Genomic DNA, 21,004 nt, shown 5'->3' on the forward strand with positions numbered 1-21,004 from the left:
GAACTTACATGTCAATCTCGACGCATGTTGCTGATCCTGGCCGTCCTTGGCGGCATGTTCCTGGCGATGCTCGACCAGACGATCGTGGGCACCGCGCTTCCCGAGATCACCGCCGAGCTCGGCGGCACCGACCTCTACACCTGGGTCGTGACCGCCTACCTCCTGACCTCCACCGTGACCGTTCCCCTGTACGGCAGGCTGTCCGACCAGCACGGCCGCAAGCCCCTGCTGCTGATCGGCGTGGTGGTCTTCCTGGCCGGCTCCGCCCTGTGCGGCCTGGCGCAGGACATGCCGCAGTTGATCGCGTTCCGGGCGCTGCAGGGCCTGGGCGCCGGCGCGTTGCTGCCGTTGTCGCTCGCGTTGATCATCGATCTGTTCCCGCCCGAGCGAAGTGCCCGCGTGCAGGGCGCGGTGGGCGGCGTGATGGCGTTGAGCTACCTGGCGGGGCCGTTCCTCGGCGGGTTGTTCACCGACCACGCGAGCTGGCGGTGGGCGTTCTACGTGAACCTGCCGATCGGCATCGCGCTGGTCGCGATCATCGCGTGGCGCCTGCCGTACTTGAAGGGCACGGGCGGGGGGCGGCCCGACTACCTCGGCATCGCGGTCTTCACCGTCGCGATCAGCGCCCTGCTGGTCGGCCTGACGGAGAAAGGCGTCGACGGCAACACCTGGACCGATCCCGCCGTCGCGGCGCCGATCGGCGGCGCGCTGGTGGCGCTGGTGGCGTTCGTGCTGGTGGAGCGGCGGGTCGCGAGTCCGATCATGCCGCTGCACCTGTTCGCCGACCGCACCTACACGCTGGTCATGGTCACGTCGTTCTTCACGGCCTTCTGCATGTACGCGGGCGTGGTCTTCCTGCCGCGCTACTTCCAGCAGGCGCTCGGTGCCAGCGCCACGGACTCGGGCCTGCGGATCTACCCGCTGATGCTCGCGATGGTGGCCGGCAGCGCCGTCATGGGCACGCTGATGTCCAGGACCGGCAGGTACAAGCCGTACCTCGTCGCCGCGCCGTTCCTGCTGGTCGCCGGGTCGCTGCTGTGCGTGAACCTCGGTCTGGGGACCTCGAGCCTCGCGCTGGCGGCGTGGATGGTGCTCCTCGGCCTCGGCATGGGCCCGATGCTCTCGGGCCTCACCGTCGCCGTGCAGTCCACGGTGGCGCCCCAGCACATCGGCACCGCCTCGGCCAACCTCTCCTTCTTCCGGCAGATCGGCGGATCGGTGGCGCTGGCGATCGCTGGCACCGCCTACGGGTCGGTCATCACGTCGGAGGCGCCTCTGCACGGCCTGCGGGCCGCGCACGCCGCGGCGAACGCCACCGTGATCCCGTGGCTGGGCGTGTCGGGCGCGCTCATCGCCCTGGTCGCACTGCTCGCCCTGCCCAGCCGTGGCATCGTGCGAAGGAACGGCCCGCGCCCCGGCGCCGAGGCGCTGGCCGCCGCCTAGGAGGTCTCGATCGCCTCGAGCGCGGCCGACAGCCGCCGCAGCGCCTCGACCGCGGCGCTCCAGTCGGCCTCGCCCAGCTCGGCCATCATCCGCTCGGCCAGTTCCTGGTGCCCCGGATCGATCTTCCTGACGGCCGCCAGTCCCTCGGGAGTCGGCCGCAGGAGCTTGGCCCTGCGGTGGGCGGGGTTGGGCAGGTACTCCGCCAGCCCCTTCTCCACCAGCAGGTCGGCGATGCGCTGCACGCCCTGGCGGGTCATCCCCATCACCCTGGCGATGCCCGCCACCGGCAGCGGTTCCTTCAGCACCGCGCCCAGCACCTGCCACCAGGCGGCGGTGAGGCCGGCCGGCCTGGCCAGCCTCTCCGCCACCTCCATGAACTGCCCGTTGAGCCGGAACGCCGTCAGCGCGCTCGCGGACAACAGCGCTCCGGACTCGCTCATGGCGCCATCAGCACCTCGACCGCCGTCGCGTCGCTGTGCTTGAACAGCCTGAACCACGCGTCGAGCTTCTCCGGCTTGTAGACGTCGAGCGCGGCCAGGACCTCCCTGCCGAAGGCCACCGGCTCGGTCGGCCCCGCCGTGACGAGGCCGCGGTCGGTCACCGCGTCGGCGTCGACGTAGTGCTCGGCGCCGTTGTAGCCGTCGCGCTGCACATAGCCGGGGAACGCGCTGGTGTGGTCGCGGTCGTCGAGCAGCCCCTCCGCGGCCAGGCCGGCGACCGCGCCGCAGATCGCCGCGACGGGCACGCCCGCGTCGAGGAACTCGCGCGCCTTCCGCGCGAACGCGACGTTGCCGCCCTCGTCCCAGAGCTCCGCGCCGGGGAGGATCAGCATCGCGCTGTCCGCCGGAGAGAGCTGGTCGATCGTGATGTCGGGCAGGATACGCGAGCCGCCCATCGTGACGATCGGCTCGGCGCTCTCGGCCACGGTGACGATGTCGTACTGCTCGCCGCGCAGGTGCGCGGTGGCGTATCCGGTCTCCCAGTCGGCGAGGGTGTCGTAAACGGCGAGGTGAACGATGCGCTTCATGACAACATCCTGTCATTACGACAACGTGTTGTCAATCGAAAATCTGCAAGGATGTGCCCTATGGCAGAGATCGTCGGGGGCGGACGTCCGGTCAACGACGCCGAACGGCGGGTGATCGCCCATCTGCGCGACCACGCGCCCCACGACTGGCTGCTGCTGCACAACGTCGAGATCCCGCGCAGGGGCGACCTGTTCGAGGTCGACCTCATCGTGCTGACCGGCCACTCCCTCGTGGTCATCGACGTCAAGGGCACCAGGGGCCGCATCGAGGTCGCGGGACAGCGCTGGTTCCCGCCCCGCAGGGAGGCGTTCGGCTCGCCCGTGGCCAAGCTGCGCGGCACGGCGAGGGCGCTGAAGGGCCTGCTCGTCGACAAGCACCGCGAGCTCGAACGCGTCTACGTCGACAGCCTGGTCGTGCTCTCCTCACCCGACGCCGAGCTGGTCGACCGCGGAGGGCGCGAGGCCGGCAACGTCACGTCCCTGCCCGACCTCGTCGCCACGCTCGCCGACCCCGGCAGGGTACGGCGCGGCGGCACCCGCGACGCCAAGCCGTACCTGCCGCAGATCCTCGACGCGCTCAACGCCACCGTACGGCGCAGCACCGCCCCGCCCAGGTTCGGCAACTGGGAGGTCGCCGAACGGCTCGGCGGCGACAGCAGGGTGACCGAGTACCGCGCCTTCAACGCCACCGTGCCGGGCAGCGAGACCGTCCTGCTGCGCGTCTACCAGGCCGACCCGCTGGCCGACCAGGAGCAGCGGGCCGCCGAACGGCAGCGTATCGCCAACGCCTACCAGTCGCTGACGCGGATCCCCGCCCACCCCGCCGTCGTCAGGTCGCGCGACTTCTTCGCCATCGACGACGAGAGCAGGTTCGTGCTCGTCCTGGACGACGTGCACGGCAGGGCGCTCCACCTCCAGCTCCAGGAACGCAGGACCGACCTGGTCAAGGGGGCGCTGCGGGGCATGCTCTCCGGCCTGGCGCACGTGCACGCCCACGGGGTGGTCCACCGGGCGCTGACGCCCGCCTCCGTGCTGGTCACCGAGGATGGCCAGGCGATGCTCACCGGGTTCGACTACGCCAAGGGCGCGCCCAGGGCGTACACCGTGGCCAACGAGCTGAGCAACGTGCTCGACGCCCAGTACGTCGCCCCGGAGTGTCACGACCGGCCCGACCTGATGACCCCCGCGTCCGACGTCTACGCGGCCGGCGTGATCGCCCACCAGCTCCTGCCCGACGGCGCCGGCGGACTGGTCCAGGAGATGCTGCACCCCGACGCCGGCAAGCGGCCGAGCGCGGCCGAGGCGCTCGCCGCCCTCGACGGCACGGCCGTCGCGGTCACGGAGGGCCGGATCAGACGGCTTCTGCGGCGAGTGATCCCCTGAGCGCCACGGCCTCGCTCAGGTAGTCGCGGGCCAGCTCGGCCCGGCCGGCCGAGCGGTACAGCTCGCCGAGGAGCTCGGCCGAGGACGCCTGGCCGCTGCGGTCGCCGAGCCGCCGGAAGACCGCCAGCGAGCGTTCGAGCCCCGTCGAGGCGGGGACCAGATCGCCGCGGGCGGCCTGGAGCCCCGCCAGCCGCTGCAGGGCGTAGGCGCCGCAGTGCAGGTCGCCGAGGCTTTCGAAGATCTCGAGCGCCCGCTCGACGTGGTGTCCGCCGAGCTGGACCGACACGCAGCCCTCGCGGTGGACGTCCCCGAGCTCCTGGGCCAGGCGCAGCGCCTGCCCCAGCCACTGCTCAGCCTGGGCCGCGTCGCCGGACTTCAGCCAGACCCTGCCGATGGCCTGGCGGGTGTAGGCCTCGCCGTTGAGGTCGCCGATCGCGCCGAACATCGCCAGGGCGCTGCGGAAGTGGGACAGCGCGGTGACGTGCCTGCCGCGGAACTGCGCGACGGCGCCGAGCCCGGAGACGGAGGTGGCCTCCGCCCTGACGTCGCCGAGCTCGCGGAAGATCCGGCGGGCGCGGGCGAACATCTCCTCCGACTCGGCGTAGCGGTCCTGGTAGAGGCAGACCTGGGCGAGGCCGCGGAGCATGGCGGCTTCGCCGTACCTGTCGCCGGCGACGCGGGCGGCGGCCAGCGCGGTGCGGTGGGTGCGCTGCCAGGCGTCGAAGTGGCAGCGCAGGTCGAGGTAGGGGACCAGCGCGGCGGCCAGCCCCCACGCCTGCTCGGCCAGGCCCGCCGCCACGGCCAGGCCCACGGCGTCCTCCAGCGCCCCCTGCTCCACCTCGAACCAGGCCAGCGGGTCGGCGGTGAGCATGTCGAGGGTGCCTCGCGGCAGCCACCAGCGCGCCGCGGTGGCCGAGCTGAGCGTGAAGACGGTCGTGGGCAGCTTGGCCGTGGCCACCTCGGCGGTCGCGGTCCACCCCGCCACCACCCTGGCGAGCGCGGCCGGATCGCCCCGCTGCTCCAGCGCGTGGCACCTGACCAGGTCGGGAAGCTGGTAGCGGGGCTGGCCGAGCCGGTCGGTACCGACCAGGGTGAGCAGGTCGGCGTCCACCAGGGCGTCCGTGACGTCGTCCGCGCGGTGCCGGTCGAGCACGGCGTCGACCACCCAGGCGGGGATCGCGGCGCCGCCGAGCCTGCCGAGGGTGTGCAGGGTCCTGGCGGCCTCCCCCGGCAGGCCGCGGTAGCTGTGGTCCAGCCCCGTGCGCACGTCGAGGTCGCCGATGCGCAGCTCTCCTATCCTGCGGTTCTCGTCCATGAGCCGGCTCTGGAACACCGCGAGCGACCACCCGGGGCGCGCGGCCAGCCGGGCCCCGGCGATCCGTACGGCCAGCGGCACGTACCCGCAGGCCCGCACGATCGCCGTGGCCGCCTCCGGCTCCCGCGCCGTTCTCTCCTCTCCCACGATGCGGCCCAGCAGTTCCTCGGCCTCGGCGCGCGCGAGCGACTCCAGGTGGATCTGGAGCGCCCCCGGCAGCGAGGTGAGCTTCGTCCTGGCGGTCACGATCACCGCCGACCCCGGGCCGGGCAGGAGCGGCCGCACCTGCGTGACGTCCGGCGCGTCGTCCAGGACCACGAGCATCGGGCGGTCGGCCAGGATCGTGCGGTAGAGGGCCGAGCGTTCGGCCACCGAGTCGGGGATCGAGGTGGCCCCCATCGCCCTGAGCGCCTGGGCCAGCAGGTCGGCCGGGTCCGCGGCGGCGAGGCTGAGGAACAGCTGCCCGGCGGGGAACCTCTCGGCGAGCGCGTGCGCGGCGCGGACGGCCAGCGCGCTCTTGCCCGACCCTGGAGGCCCCGAGATCACCGCGAGGGAGAAGGCGCCGGCGAGGGCCGCCGACTCGCGCCCCCGGCCCACGAAGTCGGGCACGTCCGGTGGGAGCTGGCGCGGCACGGAGACCGAGGAGCCTCTCGGCAGCTCCCCCGCCAGCACCCTGGCCTGCGCCTCGCGCAGCCCCGGTCCCGGCTCCACGCCGAGTTCGGCGACCAGCTGCCGCCTGATAGCGGCGTAGCTGGACAGCGCCTCCGCCTGGCGCCCGCTCCCGTGCAGGGCCAGCATGAGCTGCCCCCACAGGTCCTCGCGGAACGGGTGCTCCGCGCACAGGGGACGCAGCAGGGCGACCGCCTCGCCGTACTCGCCCTGCGCGAGGAGGGCGGCGATGAGCTCGCGGGCGGCGGCCAGCCGTACCTCGGGGAGGGCGGCGAGCCTGCGCGTCCACAGCGGGTGGTCGGGCAGGTCCACCAGCGGGGCGCCGCGCCACAACGCGAGCGCGGCGGCCAGCGAGCCGGGGTCGCGGCGGGCCACGAGGTGCTCGAACTGCAGCAGATCGAGGTCCTGGGGGGCGACCTCGATCAGGTAACCGGACCCTTCAGCCCGGATGCGCGCGCCGAGGGAGGAGCGCAGGGAGCTGGTGTAGGTGCGCAGGTTCGCCTGGGCCGAGCGGGGCGGGCGGTCCCACAGCACGTCGACCAGCAGGTCCGCACCGACGAGGTGGTTGGCGTCGAGAAGCAGTGTGGCCAGCAGCATGCGCGGTTTCCTGCCGGAGATGCGCAGTGGCCGCCCTCCGGCCCGCGCCTCCAGCGGACCGAGCACATGGAAGGACACCATGGCAGCCCTCTGTACGTTTTTTGTGCGGATTATCCCCACCCTGGGCCCTGGCAAGACATATCGGTGCGGAAGGGGTCCCAGTGAAACTCCGAGCAGTCGCCATCGCGGGCTTAGCCCTGTTCCTGAGCGTCGCCGCCGCCGACCCGGGCGACGGCGGCGACCCACCCAACGAGGTGACGGCCGACGTGAGCGTCATGGCCACCAACTTCCAGCTGCCCTTCCCGTGCGGGCAGTCGTGGAACGGCAACAGCAGCGCCAGCGACGCCCACCAGTCATGGGAGATCGACTTCAACAGAGGCAGCACCCCGGACGCCGACCTCGGCGACCCCGTGGTCGCCGCCGCCGCCGGAACCGTGGTCATCTCCGCCCACCAGGGCTCCACCAACGGGTACGGCAACCTGGTCAAGATCGACCACGGTGGCGGGTGGGCCACCTACTACGCGCACCTGAACGTCCGCTCCGTCAGCGCCGGCCAGACCGTCTCGCAGGGCCAGAAGATCGGCACCGTCGGCAACACCAGCAAGCCGGGCAACTACATCTCGCCCCACCTCCACTACGAGGTGCGGCTCGGCACCAGCTACCCGTCCAACATCCAGAAGGCCGTCTTCAACGGCGTCACCTTCGGCTACCCGATCCAGACGCTGACCTCGAGGAACTGCGGCAACACCACCAACCCCTACACCCCGCAGGAAGTGTGCGGCGCCGGCTACAGCGTGATCGACTCGGCCGCCCTCGGCTCCTCCGGCACGGTCTACCTGCTCTACAACAGCGGCAACGGCTACAACTGCGTCGCCACGATGAAGAGCACCTCCCTCGGCACCGCCACGGCCACGACCGCCTACCTGGAAGTGCAAGGCAGCGCCCGGATCACCGACTCGGGCAACTTCTCGTACTACGCGGGACCGGTCCGCGCGTCCGCCGCCGGCAAGTGCGTCAGGTGGGGCGGCAAGGCAGGCACCGCCACCTACGACAGCCCCTTGGAACACTGCGGCTGACCAGCCCCCGGCCAGGGCCTCCACAGCGCGGTGGAGGCCTCTGTCGCGCGTCACACCAGGTCGATGACGTCGACCACGTAGACAAGCCGGCTCCCCGCGGGGACCGTCATCCCGCCCGTCGTCACGCCCTTCTCCGGCACGGCGGGCGTGGTGATGGCGACCCTGCTGCCCACCCGCCTGCCGTCCAGGCCCTCCACCCAGCCGGGCGGCACCGCGCCGTCCTCCAGCACGACGACGCGCGGGCCGCCGCCGGCCGACGAGGAGTCGAAGACCTTCCCGCTGGGCCAGCGGGCGCCGACGTACTGCACGACCACCCTGGATCCGCGCGTCACCGGCGGGCCCGAACCGTCGATCAGGACCCCCTCGCGCAGGGGGTCGGGCAGGTCCGGCAGCCGCTTCCCGACCAACCTCGCGTCCGGCGGGTATCCGGCGAGGATGTCGAAGACCAGCACCAGCGTCTCGCCCGGCGCGGCGCTGCCCAGGGCCTCGGGCGGGCCGTACCCGAGGTGGGCGGGGCCGACCAGCATGACCCTGCTGCCGGCCGGACGGCCGAGCAGCGCCCGCTCCCACGCCGGCGAGACGTGCCTGCCGTCCAGGACGACCGTGAGGGGCTGCTTGGTGTCGTAGGTCGTCACGTACGGCTTGGCGCCGTCCCACCGGCGGATCTCGACCTCGGTCAGCACCACGTCACCCCGCTTCGTGAACGGGCCGGACCCCTCCGACAGCACGCTGACGACCGGGGTGTCCGCGGGGCGGCGCGAGGGCAGCTCGATGACGGGCCGCTCGCCGAACGCGCCGGTCACCGTGGGGGTGGTGGCGGCGCAGGCGCCGGCGAACACCACCAGGCAGAGAAGGGCGAGCGCGCGCACGATGATGACCTAGCCGGGATCGTGCCAAGCGACGCCTGACCACCTGCCATCTCCCCGCAAACCCCCGCACAGCGGGCCGTACCCCGAGGGGAGCCCGGCCACCACCCGCGGGAGGGGAGCCGACGCGCCTGAGGGGCGGCACACTGGTGTGCTGTGAGCCGACCGAACCTGGCGCGCAGGGTCGCGGACGCGGCCGAGATCGCGCTCACCACCCGCAAGTACGTCACCTTCCTCGACGTCGTCACCGGCCTGCGCTGGCTGCACAGCCGCCATGTCGACACCTGGCGCCAGGGCAGGGCCGCAACGCTCGCCGAACTGGCCGCCGTCGACGACGCCCGCCTGCTCGACGCCGCCGTGGCGCTGCGCGAGTGGGCGCGGTCGAAGGGCCTGCGCCCGATGGAGACGCCGTACCTGTCGGGCGGCAGGGACCGGCGCGAGCTGCGCTTCACCACCGCGGGCGAGCAGGACTGCTTCCGCGTGCACTGGCTGTCCCCCGATCTCAGCGACGCCCGCGTCAAACAGCTCACCGAACGGCAGAGCAAGGCGCCCGACCTCGTCGTGGTCTCGCCGCAGCAGCCGTGGACCTGCGCCTCGTGCGGCGACACCGGCCCCTACCTGATCATGGAGGACGACCGGCCGCACTGCCTGACCTGCGCCGACCTCGACCACCTCGTCTTCCTCCCGTCGGGCAACGCCGCGCTGAGCCGCAGGGCCAAGAAGGAGAGCGTGCTGTCGGCGGTGGTCGTGCAGTACAACCGGCGGCGCAAGGTCTACCAGCGCCAGGGCGTGCTGGTGGAGGAGGCGGCGCTGGCCAGGGCGGAGGAGCAGTGCCTGGGCGACGAGGAGGCCCGCGAGGCGCGCCGGGCGCGCGACCGCGAGCGCAGGGCCGAGCAGGACCTCGACCACCAGGCCAGGATGGCCGCCGCGATCGTGCGGCTCTTCCCGTCCTGCCCGGCCGAGCGGGCCGAGTCCATCGCCGCCCACGCCGCCCAGCGCGGCAGCGGCCGGGTCGGCCGTACGGCCGCCGCCAAGGCCATGGACGAGAACGCGATCACGCTCGCCGTCGTGGCCTCGATCCGCCACCTGGACACCGGCTACGACCGGATGCTGATGGAGGGTGTCCCGCGCATGGAGGCGCGCGAGCGCATCCGGCCGGTGATCGAGGCCAAACTGTCGGAGTTCAAGGGTAGAACTCAGGGATGAGCGACTGGCATGCCGTCCGAGAGGCGGTCCGTGACTTCGCGCTGAGCCTGCCGGAGACCCACGAGGCATTCCCCTGGGGCGAGAGCGTCATCAAGGTCAACAAGAAGGTGTTCGTCTTCCTCGGCATCGACGAGCCCACGGAGAAGTGGAACCCGGCGTTCGGCGTGAAGCTGCGCTCGGAGTCGCACGGCCACGCGCTGACCGTCGAGGGCGCCGAGCCCAGCGGCTACGGGCTGGGCAAGGCGGGCTGGGTGACGGTCCCGTTCGAGAGCGACCTGCCCGAGACCGAGGTGCTGCTCGACTGGGTGGAGGAGAGCTACCGGGCGATCGCTCCCAAGCGGGCGGTCAAGCTACTGGACGGCCAGGCGCAGGGCGAAGCCGACCAGTAGCACTCCGGTGATCCGTTCGACGCGCCGCCGTACCCGGGGGGTGCGCAGCACCGCGCCCAGCCGGTCGATCACGAGCACGTAGACGAGGAACCACAGGAAGTAGAGCCCGGCGAAGACCGCCGACAGCAGCAACGCGTCGTCGGGTCCGGTCATGAACTGCGGCAGGAACGTCACCTGGAACAGCAGGACCTTCGGGTTGAGCAGGTTGGAGAAGAATCCGTTGCGGACGTGCCGCTGCCCTGCGGCCCGCGCCTCCTGCGGCTTGGCGCGGAACGACTGCACGCCCAGCCAGAGCAGGTAGGCGATGCCGAGCCACCTGAGCGCGGTGAAGGCGGCCGGTGAGGCGGCCAGCAGCGCCGACAGGCCGAGGGAGGCCGCGGTGGCGTGGACGGTGAGGCCGAGCAGGCCCCCCGCCATGGTGAGCAGTCCCGCGACGCGGCCGTGGGTGAGGGAGCTGCGCATGATCAGCGCGGCGTCCGGGCCGGGGATCATGATCATGACAAGGGCGGTGACCGCGAAGGTCAGCAGCATGGCGGGGGTCTCCCGGAAGCTGGGCGCGCTCCGGGAGACCCGCGGGTGTGCAGGCCGCACAGAACCGCGGACGTACATTGAGGCGCCTTGTGGGCGCCCTTGATGTTACTTGTCCGAATTCCGGTACGGCGCGGCGGGCCTGCCAAGCCGATGGGTCGCTCAGGTGACGGCGAGCCGCTGGGCGTACTTCTCGTCCCGCCACAGCTCCTTGTCCAGCACCTCCAGCAGCGTCTGGGCCGCGTCGTAGACGTCCACGTGCCGGATGTAGAGCGGCGCGAAGCCGAAGCGGAGGATGTCGGGCGCCCGGAAGTCGCCGTGCACGCCCCTGTCGATCAGCGCCCGCATCACCGGGTAGCCGTCGGGGTGGTAGAAGCTGACCTGGCTTCCCCTGTGTCGCGGGTCGCGCGGGGAGGCGGGCTCCAGCGCGTCGCCGACCAGGTCCATGAACAGCGAGGTCAGCTGCACGCTCTTGGCCCTGACCAGGTCCATGTCGACGCGCTCCCACACGTCGAGCGCGGCCTCGAGCGCGGCGAACGACAGCACGTGCGGCGTGCTGACGGTGAAGCGCCTGATGCCGTCGGCGGGGCGGAAGCGCGACTCGAAGGCGAACGGCTCGGCGTGGCTATACCAGCCGGACAGCACGTTCTCGGCGGCCTCGTGGTGGCGCGGGTTGACATAGAGGAAGGCGGGAGCGCCGGGACCCCCGTTGAGGTACTTGTAGGTGCAGCCGAGCGCGAAGTCGGCCTGCGAGACGTCGACGCGCAGCGCGCCCACGCTGTGGCAGACGTCCCAGATCATCAGCGCGCCCGCCGCCTGGACGCGCGCGGTCACCTCGGCCACGTCGTACCGCTCGCCCGTGCGGTAGTTCACCTCCGACAGCAGCACGGCGGCCACGTCGTCGCCGACTCCCTCGGAGAAGTCGCGCACCTGGCAGCCGAGCCCCTCGAGGATGTAGTTGTCGGTCGGGAAGTTGGTCACGTCGGCCACCACCACGGGCCGTGAAGGCCGCAGCCGCATCGCGGCGGACACCGCCTGGTGCACCGCGATCGACGTGGTGTTGCCCACCACCACCGTTCCAGGGCCCGCGCCGATCAGCGGGGCCAGCCGGTCACCGGTGGTGAGCGGCTGGGCGTACCAGCCGGCGCTGTTCCATCCGCCGACCAGCTCGCGGCCCCACTCCTCCTCGACCGCCCTGCGGACCCGCTCGGACGCACGGCGGGGCAGCGCGCCGAGAGAGTTGCCCACGAGGTAGATCACGCCCTCGGGCAGCACGAACTCGTCCCTGAACTCCCGCAGCGGGTCGGCCGCGTCAAGAGCCCGACATTCTTCACGATTCACGGTGTTTCTCCAAGAAAAGCCTCGGCATTGCCTCCCAGGATCCTGGCGCGCGCCTGGTCGGAGAGGAAGCCCGCGCCGCTGACCAGCCGCCCCACGGGGGACTCGCCGAGCGGATACGGGTAGTCGGAGCCGAGCATCACACGGTCCTCCCCCAGCGTGTCGACCAGCAGCCGCAGCGCCCGCTCGTCGAAGACGACGGAGTCGACGCTGAAGCGGTCGAGGTAGTGCGAAGGGGGATGCTCCGAGGTGCCGATGACATCGCTCCTGCGGTGCCACGCGTTCTCGAAGCGGCCCAGCCAGAAGGCGAACGAGCCGCCTCCGTGGGCGAAGCAGATCCGCAGCGTCTCCGGCACGCGGTCGAAGACGCCGCCGAGGATCATCGCCAGGATCGACAGGTGGGTCTCGGCCGGCATGCCGACCAGCCACTGCGCCATCCACCTGTCGAGCCTCGGCCCCGTGGGCATGTCCCACGGGTGGACGAAGACGGGCACGTTCCTGGCCGCGCAGTGCTGAAGGAACTGCACGACCCCCTCGTCGTCGAGGTCCCTGTCGCCGACGTGGTTGCCGATCTCGACGCCCCGGTGACCGGCCGCCAGACACCGGTCGAGCTCCTCGCAGGCCAGGTCGGGATCCTGCAACGGCACCTGGCAGAACGGGATCAGCCGATCGCCGTCGCAGATCTCCAGCGCCAGGTCGTTGAAGATCCGCGCGACGTTCGCGGCCTGCTGGGCCGGGCGGTCGTAGGCGAAGAACACCGGCGTCGGGGAGACGACCTGCCGGTCCACGCCCATCGTCGCCAGACGCACCTCGGGATCCCAGCAGTCGTCCTGGATCCTGCGGAAGTCGCGGTCGTTGACGACGATCATCGCCTCGCGCTCGGAGTCGATCCGCAACCGGGGCGCGCCGGGCCAGCCCAGGTCGGGCCAGCCCTTGGCGACGTAGTGCGTGTGGACGTCGACGATCACGCGGTCAGCCCTTGCCGGGGTGCAGGGCGCCGCAGTTGTCGCAGGTGCGCGCCTTCTCGTCGGAGTAGAACGCCTCGAAGACCGGCGGCAGGTCCTTGACGATGTCGCGGACCTGGAGCTCGACCTCGTGGACCATGGCGGCGCACTGCTGGCAGTACCACCTGAACTTCTCCAGCGTGCCCTCCGGCCTGATGCGCTCGATCACCAGGCCGACGGAGTCGGCCTCGCGCTGCGGGGAGTGCGGCAGGTTGCCCGGCAGCAGCCACATCTGGCCTTCGCGGATGTGGACGGTGTCGGGTCCTTCCGGAGTCATGACGTTGAGGTGCATGTTCCCCTTGATCTGGAAGAACAGCTCCTCGTACGGGTCGACGTGGAAGTCGGTGCGCTGGTTGGGGCCGCCGACGACCATGACGATGAAGTCGTCCGCCTGCTCGAAGACCACCTTGTTGCCCACAGGCGGCTTGAGCAGGTGGGCGTGCTCGTCGATCCACTTGGTGAAGTCGATGGGCGGGATCATGCGCGCTCCTTGGGTGAGTAGGCGACGGCCTGCATCTCGATGAGCAGGTGCGGGTGCGGCAGTTGATGGACGGCCACCGTGGTGCGCGTGGGCCCGGTCTCGTCGAAGAACTCGGCGTAGACCTCGTTGTAGCCCTTGAAGTCGTTCATGTTGACCAAGTACGTGGTGATCTGTACCAGGTCGGCGAGGTCGGCTCCAGCCGCGCGCAGGATGTCGCCGATGTTCTCGATCACCGCTCTGGTCTGCGCGCGGATGTCGAGGTCCGTGGTGCCCAGCTCGTCGACCTCCACACCGGCGAAGGTGTTGTCGGGCCGCCTGGAGCTGGTCCCCGACACGTAGAGGAAGTCGCCCGCCCGCCTGACGTGCGGGAACCTCCCCCTCGGCGTGGCCTTTCCCTCGACCAGCATCACAGCGTCACCTGCCCGAGTCGCTGGATCTCCACCCGCACGTGCGCGCCGGCCCGCAGCGGCTCGGCGGGCGTGGCGGCGCCCGCCAGGAGGATGGCGCCCTCCTCGATCACCAGCCCCACCCGGGCGGCCAGCCGGGCCGCCTCGACGATCGCCCTGCGCGGGTCGCCGAGGATCGCCGCCGTCGACCCGACGTGCACCGGCCGCCCGTCGATCTCGAAGATCACACCGAGGTTCCAGTCGTCGACGTCGTAGGGCCGCCACGGCCCGATCGCGTAGCCCGCCGCCGAGGTGTTGTCGGCGATGACGCTCTCCAGCGAGAACCTGAAGTTCTCGTAGCGGGAGTCGATCACCTCGATGCCCGCCGCGACCGCGGCCACGGCGCCCGGCCGCCGGGCGTCCTCGACGCTCTCGATCCTGCGCCCGACCAGGTAGACCACCTCGGGCTCGACCCTCGGATGGATGTAGGCGCCGTGGTCGATCTCGGCCATCGACGGCGTCAACCGGCCCAGGATGAGGTCGTCGACCCCCATCTGGCGGCGCTTGGCCTCGCTGGTGAAACCCAGCTTGACGCCCGACAGCGGCTCGCCGCGCAGGGCGACGACCTCGGCCTGGATCTCGTAGGCGGTGGCGACGTCGAGCCCGTCCCCGGGCTGGGGAATGGGCATCCTGGTGCGCGCGGCCTCGTGCAGCGCCTGCGCCAGCTTCATTTCGTCAGGTCCAATGCGATGTCGACGATCATGTCCTCCTGGCCGCCGACCATCCCGCGGCGGCCGGCCTCGGCCAGGATCTCGCGGGTGTCGACGCCGTACCGCTGCGAGGCCGCCTCCGCGTGCCGCAGGAAGCTGGAGTAGACGCCCGCGTAGCCGAGCGTCAGCGTCTCCCTGTCGACCCGCACGGGGCGGTCCTGCAAGGGCCGCACCAGGTCGTCGGCGGCGTCCATGAGCGCGTAGAGGTCGCAGCCGTGCTGCCAGCCCATGAGGTCGGCCACGGCGACGAACACCTCGAGCGGCGCGTTCCCCGCGCCCGCCCCCATCCCGGCCAGCGAGGCGTCCACGCGGGTGCAGCCGTTCTCCACCGCGACCACCGAGTTGGCCACGCCCAGGCTGAGGTTGTGGTGGGCGTGGATGCCGATCTCCGTCTCGGGCCTGAGCGCGTCACGGTAGGCCCTGATCCGCTCCCTCGCGCCGTCCATGGTGAGGCCGCCGCCGGAGTCGGTGACGTAGACGCAGTGCGCGCCGTACGACTCCATGAGCTTGGCCTGCGCGGCGAGGACCTCGGGCGGGGCCATGTGCGACATCATCAGGAACCCCGCGACGTCCATGCCGAGCTCGCGGGCGGTGGCGATGTGCTGGGCGGAGATGTCGGCCTCGGTGCAGTGCGTGGCGATCCTGACCGAGGTGACGCCCAGCGCGTGAGCCTTCCTGAGGTCCTCGATGGTGCCGATGCCCGGTAGCAGCAGCGTGGTGAGCCTGGCGTTCGTGACGGCACCCGCGACGGCCTCGATCCACTCCTCGTCGGTGTGCGCACCGGGGCCGTAGTTGAAGCTGCCGCCCGCCAGACCGTCGCCGTGCGCGACCTCGATCGCCGCCACGCCGGCCGCGTCGAGCGCGGCGGCGACGGCGGTGGCCTGGTCGAGCGTGTAGCGGTGGCGGATGGCGTGCATGCCGTCCCGCAACGTCACGTCCTGCAGGTAGATGCGCGGGCTCATGCCCAGCCCTCCTCGTCGCTCGACCCCGCGTGACCGGCCGGCGCGGCGACCGGTACGGCCGCGGCGGTCTCCGCGAGCCGTTCGGCCGTGCGCAGGGCGGCCGCGGTCATGATGTCGAGGTTCCCCGCGTAGGCGGGCAGGTAGTGGGCCGCCCCCTCCACCTCCAGGAAGACGCTCACCTTCACCCCGCCCCGCGCCCCGTTGGCCAGCGTCCACACCGGCTCGTCGGCCGACACGGGCGTGAACTGCACCTCCTGCTTCAGCCGGTACCCGGGCACGTACTCCTGCACCGAGGCCACCATGGCGGCCACCGAGGCGGCCACCTCGTCCTCCTCGCAGGAGTCCACGAGGCAGTAGACGGTGTCCCGCATGATCAGCGGCGGCTCCGCCGGGTTCAGCACGATGATCGCCTTGCCCCGCCGCGCACCGCCCACCTGCTCCAGCGCCCTGGCCGTCGTCACCGTGAACTCGTCGATGTTGGCCCGGGTGCCCGGCCCCGCCGACTTCGAGGCGATCGAGGCCACGATCTCCGCGTAGGCGACCCCGGCCACCCTCGACACCGCGGCCACGATCGGGATCGTGGCCTGGCCGCCGCACGTCACCATGTTCAGGTTGGGCGCCGACAGGTGGGCGTCGAGGTTGACCGAGGGCACCACGTAGGGGCCGAGCGCGGCGGGCGTGAGGTCGATGACGCGCTTGCCGTACGACTGGACGACGGCGGCGTTGTGCGCGTGGGCGCCCGCCGAGGTGGCGTCGAGCACCAGGTCGACCGACTCGAAGGACGGCAGCGACACCAGCCCCTCGACCCCGGCTGAGGTCGTCTCCAGGCCCCTGCGCCGCGCCCTGGCCAGGCCGTCCGAGGCGGGGTCGATGCCCGCCATGGCCACGACCTCGACCTTCTTCGAGAGCAGGGCCTTGAACATCAGGTCGGTCCCGATGTTCCCCGAGCCGATGATCGCCAGCCTCATGCGAACACCGCCCGCACCGAGCCGAGACCGTCGATGACCGCCTCGAACACGTCACCCTCCTCGACCGGCACGACGGGGCCGAGCGCGCCGGTCAGCACGACGTCTCCCGCGCGCAGCGGGTAGTCGGTGCCGCCGAGCGTGTCGGCGAGCCAGACCGCCGCGTTCAGCGGGTGGCCCATGCACGCCGCGCCCGCCCCGGTCGACACCTCCTGCCCGCGCCTGGTCATCGTCATCCCCGCCAGGCGCAGGTCGAGCCCCCGCAGCCCCACCGGCGTGTTGCCGAGCACGAAGGCGCCGCTGGAGGCGTTGTCGGCGATGGTGTCGGCCAGGGTGATGTCCCAGTCGGCGACGCGCGAGTCGACGATCTCGATGGCGGGCAGCGCGAAGTCCACCGCCCTGATCACCTCGGCCACCGTGAAGGGCCCGCCCACCAGGTCGTGTGCCAGGACCAGGGCGACCTCCGCCTCCGCCCGCGGCTGCAGGAACCTCTCGTACGGCACCGGCAGCCCGTCGAGGTAGGCCATGTCGGCGAACAGCACGCCGAAGTCGGGCTGGTCCACCCCGAGCTGCTTCTGCACGGCGAGGTTGGTCAGCCCGATCTTGCGCCCGACCAGCCTGCGTCCTTCGTCGAGCGCCCGGCGCGTGTTGATCTCCTGGACGGCGTAGGCCTCCTCCGCCGTGCTCACCAGGTCCTTGACCGGAGCGCACGGTTTGCCCGAGCGCTGGGCTTCGAGCAGCCGGTCGGCCGCCTGGGTACGAACGTCCACGGCCTCGGCCCACTCGTCGTTCATGCGCCACCTTCCAGCTTGATCGTGATCGTGGTCGGTTCGGAGTAGAAGTCCAGCGACTGGGTGCCGCCCTCCCGGCCGATGCCCGACAGCTTGACGCCGCCGAACGGGGTGCGCAGGTCGCGCAGGTACCACGTGTTGACCCAGACGAGCCCCGCCTCCAGCCGGCGCGCGACCCGGTGCGCCCGGTCGAGGCCGGTCGTCCACACGGTGGCGGCCAGGCCGTAGTCGGAGTCGTTGGCCAGCGCGACGGCCTCGTCCTCGGTGTCGAACGGCGCCACGTGGCAGACCGGCCCGAAGATCTCTTCCCTGTTGAAGCGGGAGGACTCGGGCAGTCCGGTGACCACCGTGGGCTCGACGAAGTACCCGGGGCCTTCGGGGGCGCCGCCACCGGTCAGGAACTTGGCCCCCTCGTCGCGGGCCAGCGCGTAGTACGACAGCACCTTCTCCCGGTGCTGCGCCGAGATCATCGGCTGCGGGGTGACGGTGGCGGCCCGCTCGGCCAGCAGGGCGCAGAACTCCTCGAAGACGGGCCGCTCGACGTAGAGGCGCTCGGTGCACAGGCACACCTGGCCGCCGTTGGTGAACACCGACCGCACGCTGCCCTCGACCGCCTTGCCGAGGTCGGCGTCGGCGAAGACCAGGCCGGCGTTCTTGCCGCCGAGCTCGAAGGAGATCGGCTTCACCCGGTCGGCGACCGACTTCATGATCGCGGTTCCGGTGCGGGTGGAGCCGGTGAAGGTCACCCCGTCGACCCCTTCGTGCGAGACGAGGAGCCGGCCCGACTCGCCGTACCCGTGGATCACGTTGACCACACCGGGCGGCAGTCCCACGGAGGCGCAGATCTCGGCGAAGAGGGCGGCCGAGCCGGGGGTGTTCTCCGACGGCTTGACCACGACGGTGTTGCCCGCGACCAGCGCCGGGCCCAGCTTCCAGGTCATCAGCAGGAACGGCAGGTTCCACGGCACCACGACCGCGACCACGCCCAGCGGCCGGCGCACGGTGTAGCTGAGGACGTCGGGCAGGTGGAAGGCCTCGGCCGGGCGCTGCGCGGCGATCTCGGCGAAGGCGCGGAAGTTGGCCGCGCCGCGCGGGATGTCGAGCGTGCGGGTCTGTTCCAGCGGCTTGCCCGTGTCGGCGATCTCGGCGGCCACCAGGTCGTCGAACCGCGCCTCGATCCCGTCGGCCAGGCGGCGCATCCACGCGGCCCGCTCGGCCATCGGCAGCGCGGCCCAGTCCGGCGCGGCCGCGCGGGCGGCGCGCACGGCCCGGTCGACCACCGCCTGGTCCGCCTCATGGACCTGACGAACCACCTGTCCGGTCATGGGATCGTAGGACGGGAACGGCTCGCCCTCCGCCACCCAGGATCCGCCGATGAAGTGGGCTACCTGCTCAAATGACATCATCCCTCCACCAAGGGGTATAGAACTTCCCGGCGGTTTCGGACAAGAATGCGTTCCGTGACACGGAACTCCGACCGGCTGTCGATGCTGGAGAAGTCATGGCTCGTCCTGGACGCGTTCCGGCCGAGCGGCGGCCCGCTCCGGCTGATGGACGTCGCCCAGCACTGCCACCTCCCCAAGACCACCGCCTTCCGGCTGCTCACCGAGCTGACCGAGATCGGCGCCGTCGCACGCAGGGAGGACGGGTACTACCTCGGCCGCCGGTTGTTCGAGCTCGGTAGCATCGTCCCTCTCGAACGCGACCTGCGCCACGCCGCCCTGCCGTTCATGCACGACCTCTACGAGGCCACCCGCGAGACGATCCACCTGGGCGTGCGCGACGGCTTCGACGTGGTCTACGTCGAGAAGATCCGCGGCCACGAGTCGTTCTCGCTGCCCTCGCGGGTGGGCGGACGGCTGCCGCTCACCTGCACCGGGGTCGGCAAGGCGCTGCTGGCCTACTCGGGCCCCGCGTTCATCGAGGAGGTCCTCGGGCGACCGCTGCGCAGGCTCACCCCGCACTCGATCGTGGACCCCAAGCGGCTGGAGGAGGCCCTCGGGCAGATCCAGGCGGCGGGCCTGGCCTACGAGCGGGAGGAGGCGCAGCTCGGCGGCGCCTGCATCGCGGCGCCGGTCTTCCGCGCGGGCGCCGCGGTGGCGGCGCTGTCGGTGTCGGTGCCGCTGGCCCGTTTCCATCCCACCCGGCTGGCGCCAGCGGTCAAGACGGCCGCACTGGGTGTGTCCAGGGCGCTCACCCGGGCGATCTAGCCGGCGCGTCCGGTCACCGACCGTGGCCGGCGTTCCGGCGCCGGCGGGCCCGGAACTTGTCCCACACCCGCCGATATTTGGCTGCCCTTTCGGACACTTTTCCGTACCTGCATTATTGCCCCGTGGGCCAAACCTGGGATTTATGGGGACATGTCATCATCGCGGGGCTGTTGGGGGTTCCGCTGGCCGTCCTGGCGGCGCTGGCGCTCACCCGGGCGCGCCGCAGGCGCGGGCACCCCGCTCCGGCCCGCACCGCCGTCGCCGACGTCGGCATCGTCGCGGGCACGGCCCCCTGGATCTGGATGATCCTCACCCCGGCAGGCGGTCGGAGCGGCGTCAATCTCGTGCCGTTCGCCGACCTGACCTGGATCGCCTCCGCGCCTCCCGCGACCGTGTTTGTGCAGGTCGGCGGCAACCTGCTGGTCTTCGCCTGCCTGGGTGCGCTGCTTCCGGTCCGGTCGACCCGCTTCGCGAGCCTGGCCCGCGTGGCCGCCGTGGCGGCGGCCGCCTCCACGACCGTCGAACTGCTGCAGTACGGCCTGCGCCTCGGCCGCTACTCCTCGATCGACGACGTCTTGATCAACACGGTGGGGGCGATTCTTGCCGCGCTGATTACTCGCCGCTGGTGGGGGTCCAGATAGTGGCCAGGACCGTTCCACAGTAACGGCCCGCGAAAACTCGCGACGGTCACCACACGGGCACGATCCACTCAAAAGAAGCTCGGGACCATCCTGCGTATCTGTGCGATCGTGGACAAGGCGGGGCAAGTTCTCTGGAGACGCCAAACCTGGTTGGTGACAGAGGGTGATCAAACGTGTCTGAATCCCCGGTACCTCAGGAGCCCCCGATCTATCGACGGATCGCCGACGGCCTGCGCGCCAGGATCCTGTCCGGCGAACTGCGTGACGGGGAGCGACTACCGGGCGAGAACGCGCTCATGGCAGAACACGGAATCGCTCGCGCCACCGCCCGCCAGGCGCTGGCCGTGCTGATCAATGAAGGGCTGGCGGTGCCGAAGCGAGGTTCTGGGGTCTACGTCCGACAGTTCAAGCCGATCCGCAGGCACGGATCACGACGCCTGTCCCGCGAGCAGTGGGGCCAGGGACGGGCCATCTGGGACGCCGACACCCGCGGCCGTCCCTTCACCGTGGACGCGGTGGAGGTGGCCCGCGGGCGCGCCGACGAGGCGACCGCCGGCGTCCTCGACAGCACCGAGGTGTGGATCAGGCGCCGCCGGTACTCGGTCGACGCCCGGCCCGTCCAACTGGCCACGTCCTACTTTCCGGCCGACCTGGTGGAGGGCAGCGCCATCACGTTGCCGGACACCGGGCCCGGCGGCGTCTACGCCCGGCTGCGCGACCTCGGCCTGCCACCCGCGCACTTCACCGAGGAGGTGCGCGCCCGCATGCCGCAGCCCGGGGAGGCGGGCCTGCTGGAACTGCCCGCGGGCACTCCGGTGATCGTGATCTCCAGGACCGCCTACACCGCGGGTGGTCTGCCCGTCGAATACAACGAGATGGTCCTTGACTCCGCGTCCTACGTACTCCAGTACGACTTCGACGCGTAGGTCAAGCTGATTTGTCAAGCGATAGGTTGAC

General features: G+C 71.5%; 22 protein-coding genes. 8 read left to right on the top strand and 14 right to left on the bottom strand.

Translation table 11 applies throughout. The features are described 5' to 3' along the window. The first annotated feature begins 24 nt into the window (after nt 1–24). Entirely contained in the window at nt 25–1,443 is a 1,419-nt protein-coding gene (locus ACWEVS_RS18265) for an MDR family MFS transporter (protein ID WP_452552452.1), read from the top strand. Here ACWEVS_RS18265 and ACWEVS_RS18270 read toward each other — a convergent pair. Together ACWEVS_RS18270 and ACWEVS_RS18275 are read right to left on the bottom strand one after the other, a co-directional pair. Then, nucleotides 1,440–1,883: a MarR family winged helix-turn-helix transcriptional regulator gene (locus ACWEVS_RS18270; RefSeq protein ID WP_452552454.1), complete on the bottom strand. Its 444-nt coding sequence runs from the start codon at nt 1,881–1,883 to the stop codon at nt 1,440–1,442. The two genes, ACWEVS_RS18265 and ACWEVS_RS18270, sit on opposite strands and share 4 nt — an antisense overlap. Continuing rightward, nucleotides 1,880–2,470, bottom strand: a complete 591-nt coding sequence (locus tag ACWEVS_RS18275) for a DJ-1/PfpI family protein (protein WP_449921911.1) — start codon at nt 2,468–2,470, stop codon at nt 1,880–1,882. Before ACWEVS_RS18275 ends, ACWEVS_RS18270 begins: the two co-directional genes overlap by 4 nt. A 60-nt stretch (nt 2,471–2,530) precedes the next feature. Here ACWEVS_RS18275 and mads6 point away from each other — a divergent pair, with 60 nt between their 5' ends. Then, nucleotides 2,531–3,853, top strand: a complete 1,323-nt coding sequence (gene mads6, locus ACWEVS_RS18280) for a methylation-associated defense system protein kinase MAD6 (RefSeq protein WP_452552456.1) — start codon at nt 2,531–2,533, stop codon at nt 3,851–3,853. Here the strand turns inward: mads6 and ACWEVS_RS18285 are convergent. Beyond that, on the bottom strand, nt 3,822–6,515 hold the full coding sequence (locus ACWEVS_RS18285; protein WP_452552458.1) for a BTAD domain-containing putative transcriptional regulator: 2,694 nt from the start codon (nt 6,513–6,515) through the stop codon (nt 3,822–3,824). The two genes, mads6 and ACWEVS_RS18285, sit on opposite strands and share 32 nt — an antisense overlap. Before the next feature lie 80 nt (nt 6,516–6,595). Between ACWEVS_RS18285 and ACWEVS_RS18290 the strand changes: the two genes are divergently transcribed. Continuing rightward, nucleotides 6,596–7,510 (top strand): M23 family metallopeptidase, encoded by a 915-nt coding sequence (locus ACWEVS_RS18290; protein WP_452552459.1) that lies wholly within the window; start codon nt 6,596–6,598, stop codon nt 7,508–7,510. 50 nt (nt 7,511–7,560) lie between these two features. On the opposite strand, the gene ACWEVS_RS18295 is transcribed toward ACWEVS_RS18290, so the two are convergent. Next, the gene (locus tag ACWEVS_RS18295; protein WP_452552461.1) at nt 7,561–8,379 is read right to left on the bottom strand and encodes an FKBP-type peptidyl-prolyl cis-trans isomerase; all 819 of its coding nucleotides are present in this window, start codon (nt 8,377–8,379) and stop codon (nt 7,561–7,563) included. Nucleotides 8,380–8,532: 153 nt separating this feature from the next. Here ACWEVS_RS18295 and ACWEVS_RS18300 point away from each other — a divergent pair, with 153 nt between their 5' ends. Further along, entirely contained in the window at nt 8,533–9,582 is a 1,050-nt protein-coding gene (locus ACWEVS_RS18300; protein WP_452413545.1) for a DUF2293 domain-containing protein, read from the top strand. Beyond that, entirely contained in the window at nt 9,579–9,971 is a 393-nt protein-coding gene (locus ACWEVS_RS18305) for an MmcQ/YjbR family DNA-binding protein (protein WP_449921922.1), read from the top strand. The genes ACWEVS_RS18300 and ACWEVS_RS18305 overlap by 4 nt, the downstream gene beginning before the upstream one ends. Here the strand turns inward: ACWEVS_RS18305 and ACWEVS_RS18310 are convergent. The 10 genes from ACWEVS_RS18310 to ACWEVS_RS18355 form a co-directional block, all read right to left on the bottom strand. Further along, nucleotides 9,933–10,502 (bottom strand): LysE family translocator, encoded by a 570-nt coding sequence (locus ACWEVS_RS18310; RefSeq protein ID WP_354909486.1) that lies wholly within the window; start codon nt 10,500–10,502, stop codon nt 9,933–9,935. The two genes, ACWEVS_RS18305 and ACWEVS_RS18310, sit on opposite strands and share 39 nt — an antisense overlap. Nucleotides 10,503–10,661: 159 nt before the next feature. Beyond that, nucleotides 10,662–11,840 carry a kynureninase gene (locus tag ACWEVS_RS18315; protein WP_452552464.1) on the bottom strand — a complete coding sequence of 393 codons (1,179 nt, stop codon included), beginning with the start codon at nt 11,838–11,840 and terminating at the stop codon, nt 10,662–10,664. Beyond that, entirely contained in the window at nt 11,837–12,805 is a 969-nt protein-coding gene (locus ACWEVS_RS18320) for an amidohydrolase family protein (RefSeq protein ID WP_354909482.1), read from the bottom strand. The genes ACWEVS_RS18315 and ACWEVS_RS18320 overlap by 4 nt, the downstream gene beginning before the upstream one ends. A gap of 4 nt (nt 12,806–12,809) precedes the next feature. Continuing rightward, complete coding sequence (locus tag ACWEVS_RS18325) at nt 12,810–13,322, bottom strand: 3-hydroxyanthranilate 3,4-dioxygenase (RefSeq protein ID WP_354909480.1); 513 nt, start codon at nt 13,320–13,322, stop codon at nt 12,810–12,812. Then, complete coding sequence (locus tag ACWEVS_RS18330) at nt 13,319–13,729, bottom strand: RidA family protein (protein ID WP_354909478.1); 411 nt, start codon at nt 13,727–13,729, stop codon at nt 13,319–13,321. Before ACWEVS_RS18330 ends, ACWEVS_RS18325 begins: the two co-directional genes overlap by 4 nt. Next, complete coding sequence (locus ACWEVS_RS18335; RefSeq protein ID WP_449921930.1) at nt 13,729–14,439, bottom strand: 2-keto-4-pentenoate hydratase; 711 nt, start codon at nt 14,437–14,439, stop codon at nt 13,729–13,731. Before ACWEVS_RS18335 ends, ACWEVS_RS18330 begins: the two co-directional genes overlap by 1 nt. Then, nucleotides 14,436–15,440 (bottom strand): 4-hydroxy-2-oxovalerate aldolase, encoded by a 1,005-nt coding sequence (dmpG, locus tag ACWEVS_RS18340; RefSeq protein WP_449921932.1) that lies wholly within the window; start codon nt 15,438–15,440, stop codon nt 14,436–14,438. Before dmpG ends, ACWEVS_RS18335 begins: the two co-directional genes overlap by 4 nt. Then, nucleotides 15,437–16,408 (bottom strand): acetaldehyde dehydrogenase (acetylating), encoded by a 972-nt coding sequence (locus ACWEVS_RS18345; RefSeq protein WP_449921934.1) that lies wholly within the window; start codon nt 16,406–16,408, stop codon nt 15,437–15,439. The genes dmpG and ACWEVS_RS18345 overlap by 4 nt, the downstream gene beginning before the upstream one ends. Continuing rightward, a complete protein-coding gene (locus ACWEVS_RS18350; protein WP_449921936.1) occupies nt 16,405–17,199 on the bottom strand; it encodes a 2-keto-4-pentenoate hydratase in 795 nt (264 codons plus the stop codon). The genes ACWEVS_RS18345 and ACWEVS_RS18350 overlap by 4 nt, the downstream gene beginning before the upstream one ends. Continuing rightward, complete coding sequence (locus tag ACWEVS_RS18355) at nt 17,196–18,599, bottom strand: aldehyde dehydrogenase family protein (protein ID WP_452413805.1); 1,404 nt, start codon at nt 18,597–18,599, stop codon at nt 17,196–17,198. The genes ACWEVS_RS18350 and ACWEVS_RS18355 overlap by 4 nt, the downstream gene beginning before the upstream one ends. 48 nt (nt 18,600–18,647) lie before the next feature. Here ACWEVS_RS18355 and ACWEVS_RS18360 point away from each other — a divergent pair, with 48 nt between their 5' ends. The 3 genes from ACWEVS_RS18360 (at nt 18,648) to ACWEVS_RS18370 (ending at nt 20,973) form a co-directional block, all read left to right on the top strand. After that, entirely contained in the window at nt 18,648–19,406 is a 759-nt protein-coding gene (locus ACWEVS_RS18360; RefSeq protein WP_449921939.1) for an IclR family transcriptional regulator, read from the top strand. 122 nt (nt 19,407–19,528) lie between these two features. Continuing rightward, nucleotides 19,529–20,047 carry a VanZ family protein gene (locus ACWEVS_RS18365; protein WP_452413535.1) on the top strand — a complete coding sequence of 173 codons (519 nt, stop codon included), beginning with the start codon at nt 19,529–19,531 and terminating at the stop codon, nt 20,045–20,047. A 173-nt stretch (nt 20,048–20,220) separates the two neighbouring features. Beyond that, complete coding sequence (locus ACWEVS_RS18370; RefSeq protein ID WP_354909459.1) at nt 20,221–20,973, top strand: GntR family transcriptional regulator; 753 nt, start codon at nt 20,221–20,223, stop codon at nt 20,971–20,973. The last annotated feature ends 31 nt before the right edge of the window (nt 20,974–21,004 follow it).

The sequence above is a fragment of the Nonomuraea sp. NPDC003754 genome, assembly GCF_053605785.1.

Excerpts from the sequence above, each read along its gene's own strand:
- ACWEVS_RS18325 (WP_354909480.1), bottom strand. The coding sequence starts at position 13,322 with ATGATCCCGCCCATCGACTTCACCAAGTGGATCGACGAGCACGCCCAC.
- ACWEVS_RS18265 (WP_452552452.1), top strand. The coding sequence starts at position 25 with ATGTTGCTGATCCTGGCCGTCCTTGGCGGCATGTTCCTGGCGATGCTC.
- dmpG (WP_449921932.1), bottom strand. The coding sequence starts at position 15,440 with ATGAGCCCGCGCATCTACCTGCAGGACGTGACGTTGCGGGACGGCATG.
- ACWEVS_RS18285 (WP_452552458.1), bottom strand. The coding sequence starts at position 6,515 with ATGGTGTCCTTCCATGTGCTCGGTCCGCTGGAGGCGCGGGCCGGAGGG.
- ACWEVS_RS18350 (WP_449921936.1), bottom strand. The coding sequence starts at position 17,199 with ATGAACGACGAGTGGGCCGAGGCCGTGGACGTTCGTACCCAGGCGGCC.
- ACWEVS_RS18360 (WP_449921939.1), top strand. The coding sequence starts at position 18,648 with ATGCGTTCCGTGACACGGAACTCCGACCGGCTGTCGATGCTGGAGAAG.
- ACWEVS_RS18310 (WP_354909486.1), bottom strand. The coding sequence starts at position 10,502 with ATGCTGCTGACCTTCGCGGTCACCGCCCTTGTCATGATCATGATCCCC.
- ACWEVS_RS18345 (WP_449921934.1), bottom strand. The coding sequence starts at position 16,408 with ATGAGGCTGGCGATCATCGGCTCGGGGAACATCGGGACCGACCTGATG.
- ACWEVS_RS18275 (WP_449921911.1), bottom strand. The coding sequence starts at position 2,470 with ATGAAGCGCATCGTTCACCTCGCCGTTTACGACACCCTCGCCGACTGG.
- ACWEVS_RS18330 (WP_354909478.1), bottom strand. The coding sequence starts at position 13,729 with ATGCTGGTCGAGGGAAAGGCCACGCCGAGGGGGAGGTTCCCGCACGTC.
- ACWEVS_RS18270 (WP_452552454.1), bottom strand. The coding sequence starts at position 1,883 with ATGAGCGAGTCCGGAGCGCTGTTGTCCGCGAGCGCGCTGACGGCGTTC.
- ACWEVS_RS18335 (WP_449921930.1), bottom strand. The coding sequence starts at position 14,439 with ATGAAGCTGGCGCAGGCGCTGCACGAGGCCGCGCGCACCAGGATGCCC.
- mads6 (WP_452552456.1), top strand. The coding sequence starts at position 2,531 with ATGGCAGAGATCGTCGGGGGCGGACGTCCGGTCAACGACGCCGAACGG.
- ACWEVS_RS18355 (WP_452413805.1), bottom strand. The coding sequence starts at position 18,599 with ATGTCATTTGAGCAGGTAGCCCACTTCATCGGCGGATCCTGGGTGGCG.
- ACWEVS_RS18305 (WP_449921922.1), top strand. The coding sequence starts at position 9,579 with ATGAGCGACTGGCATGCCGTCCGAGAGGCGGTCCGTGACTTCGCGCTG.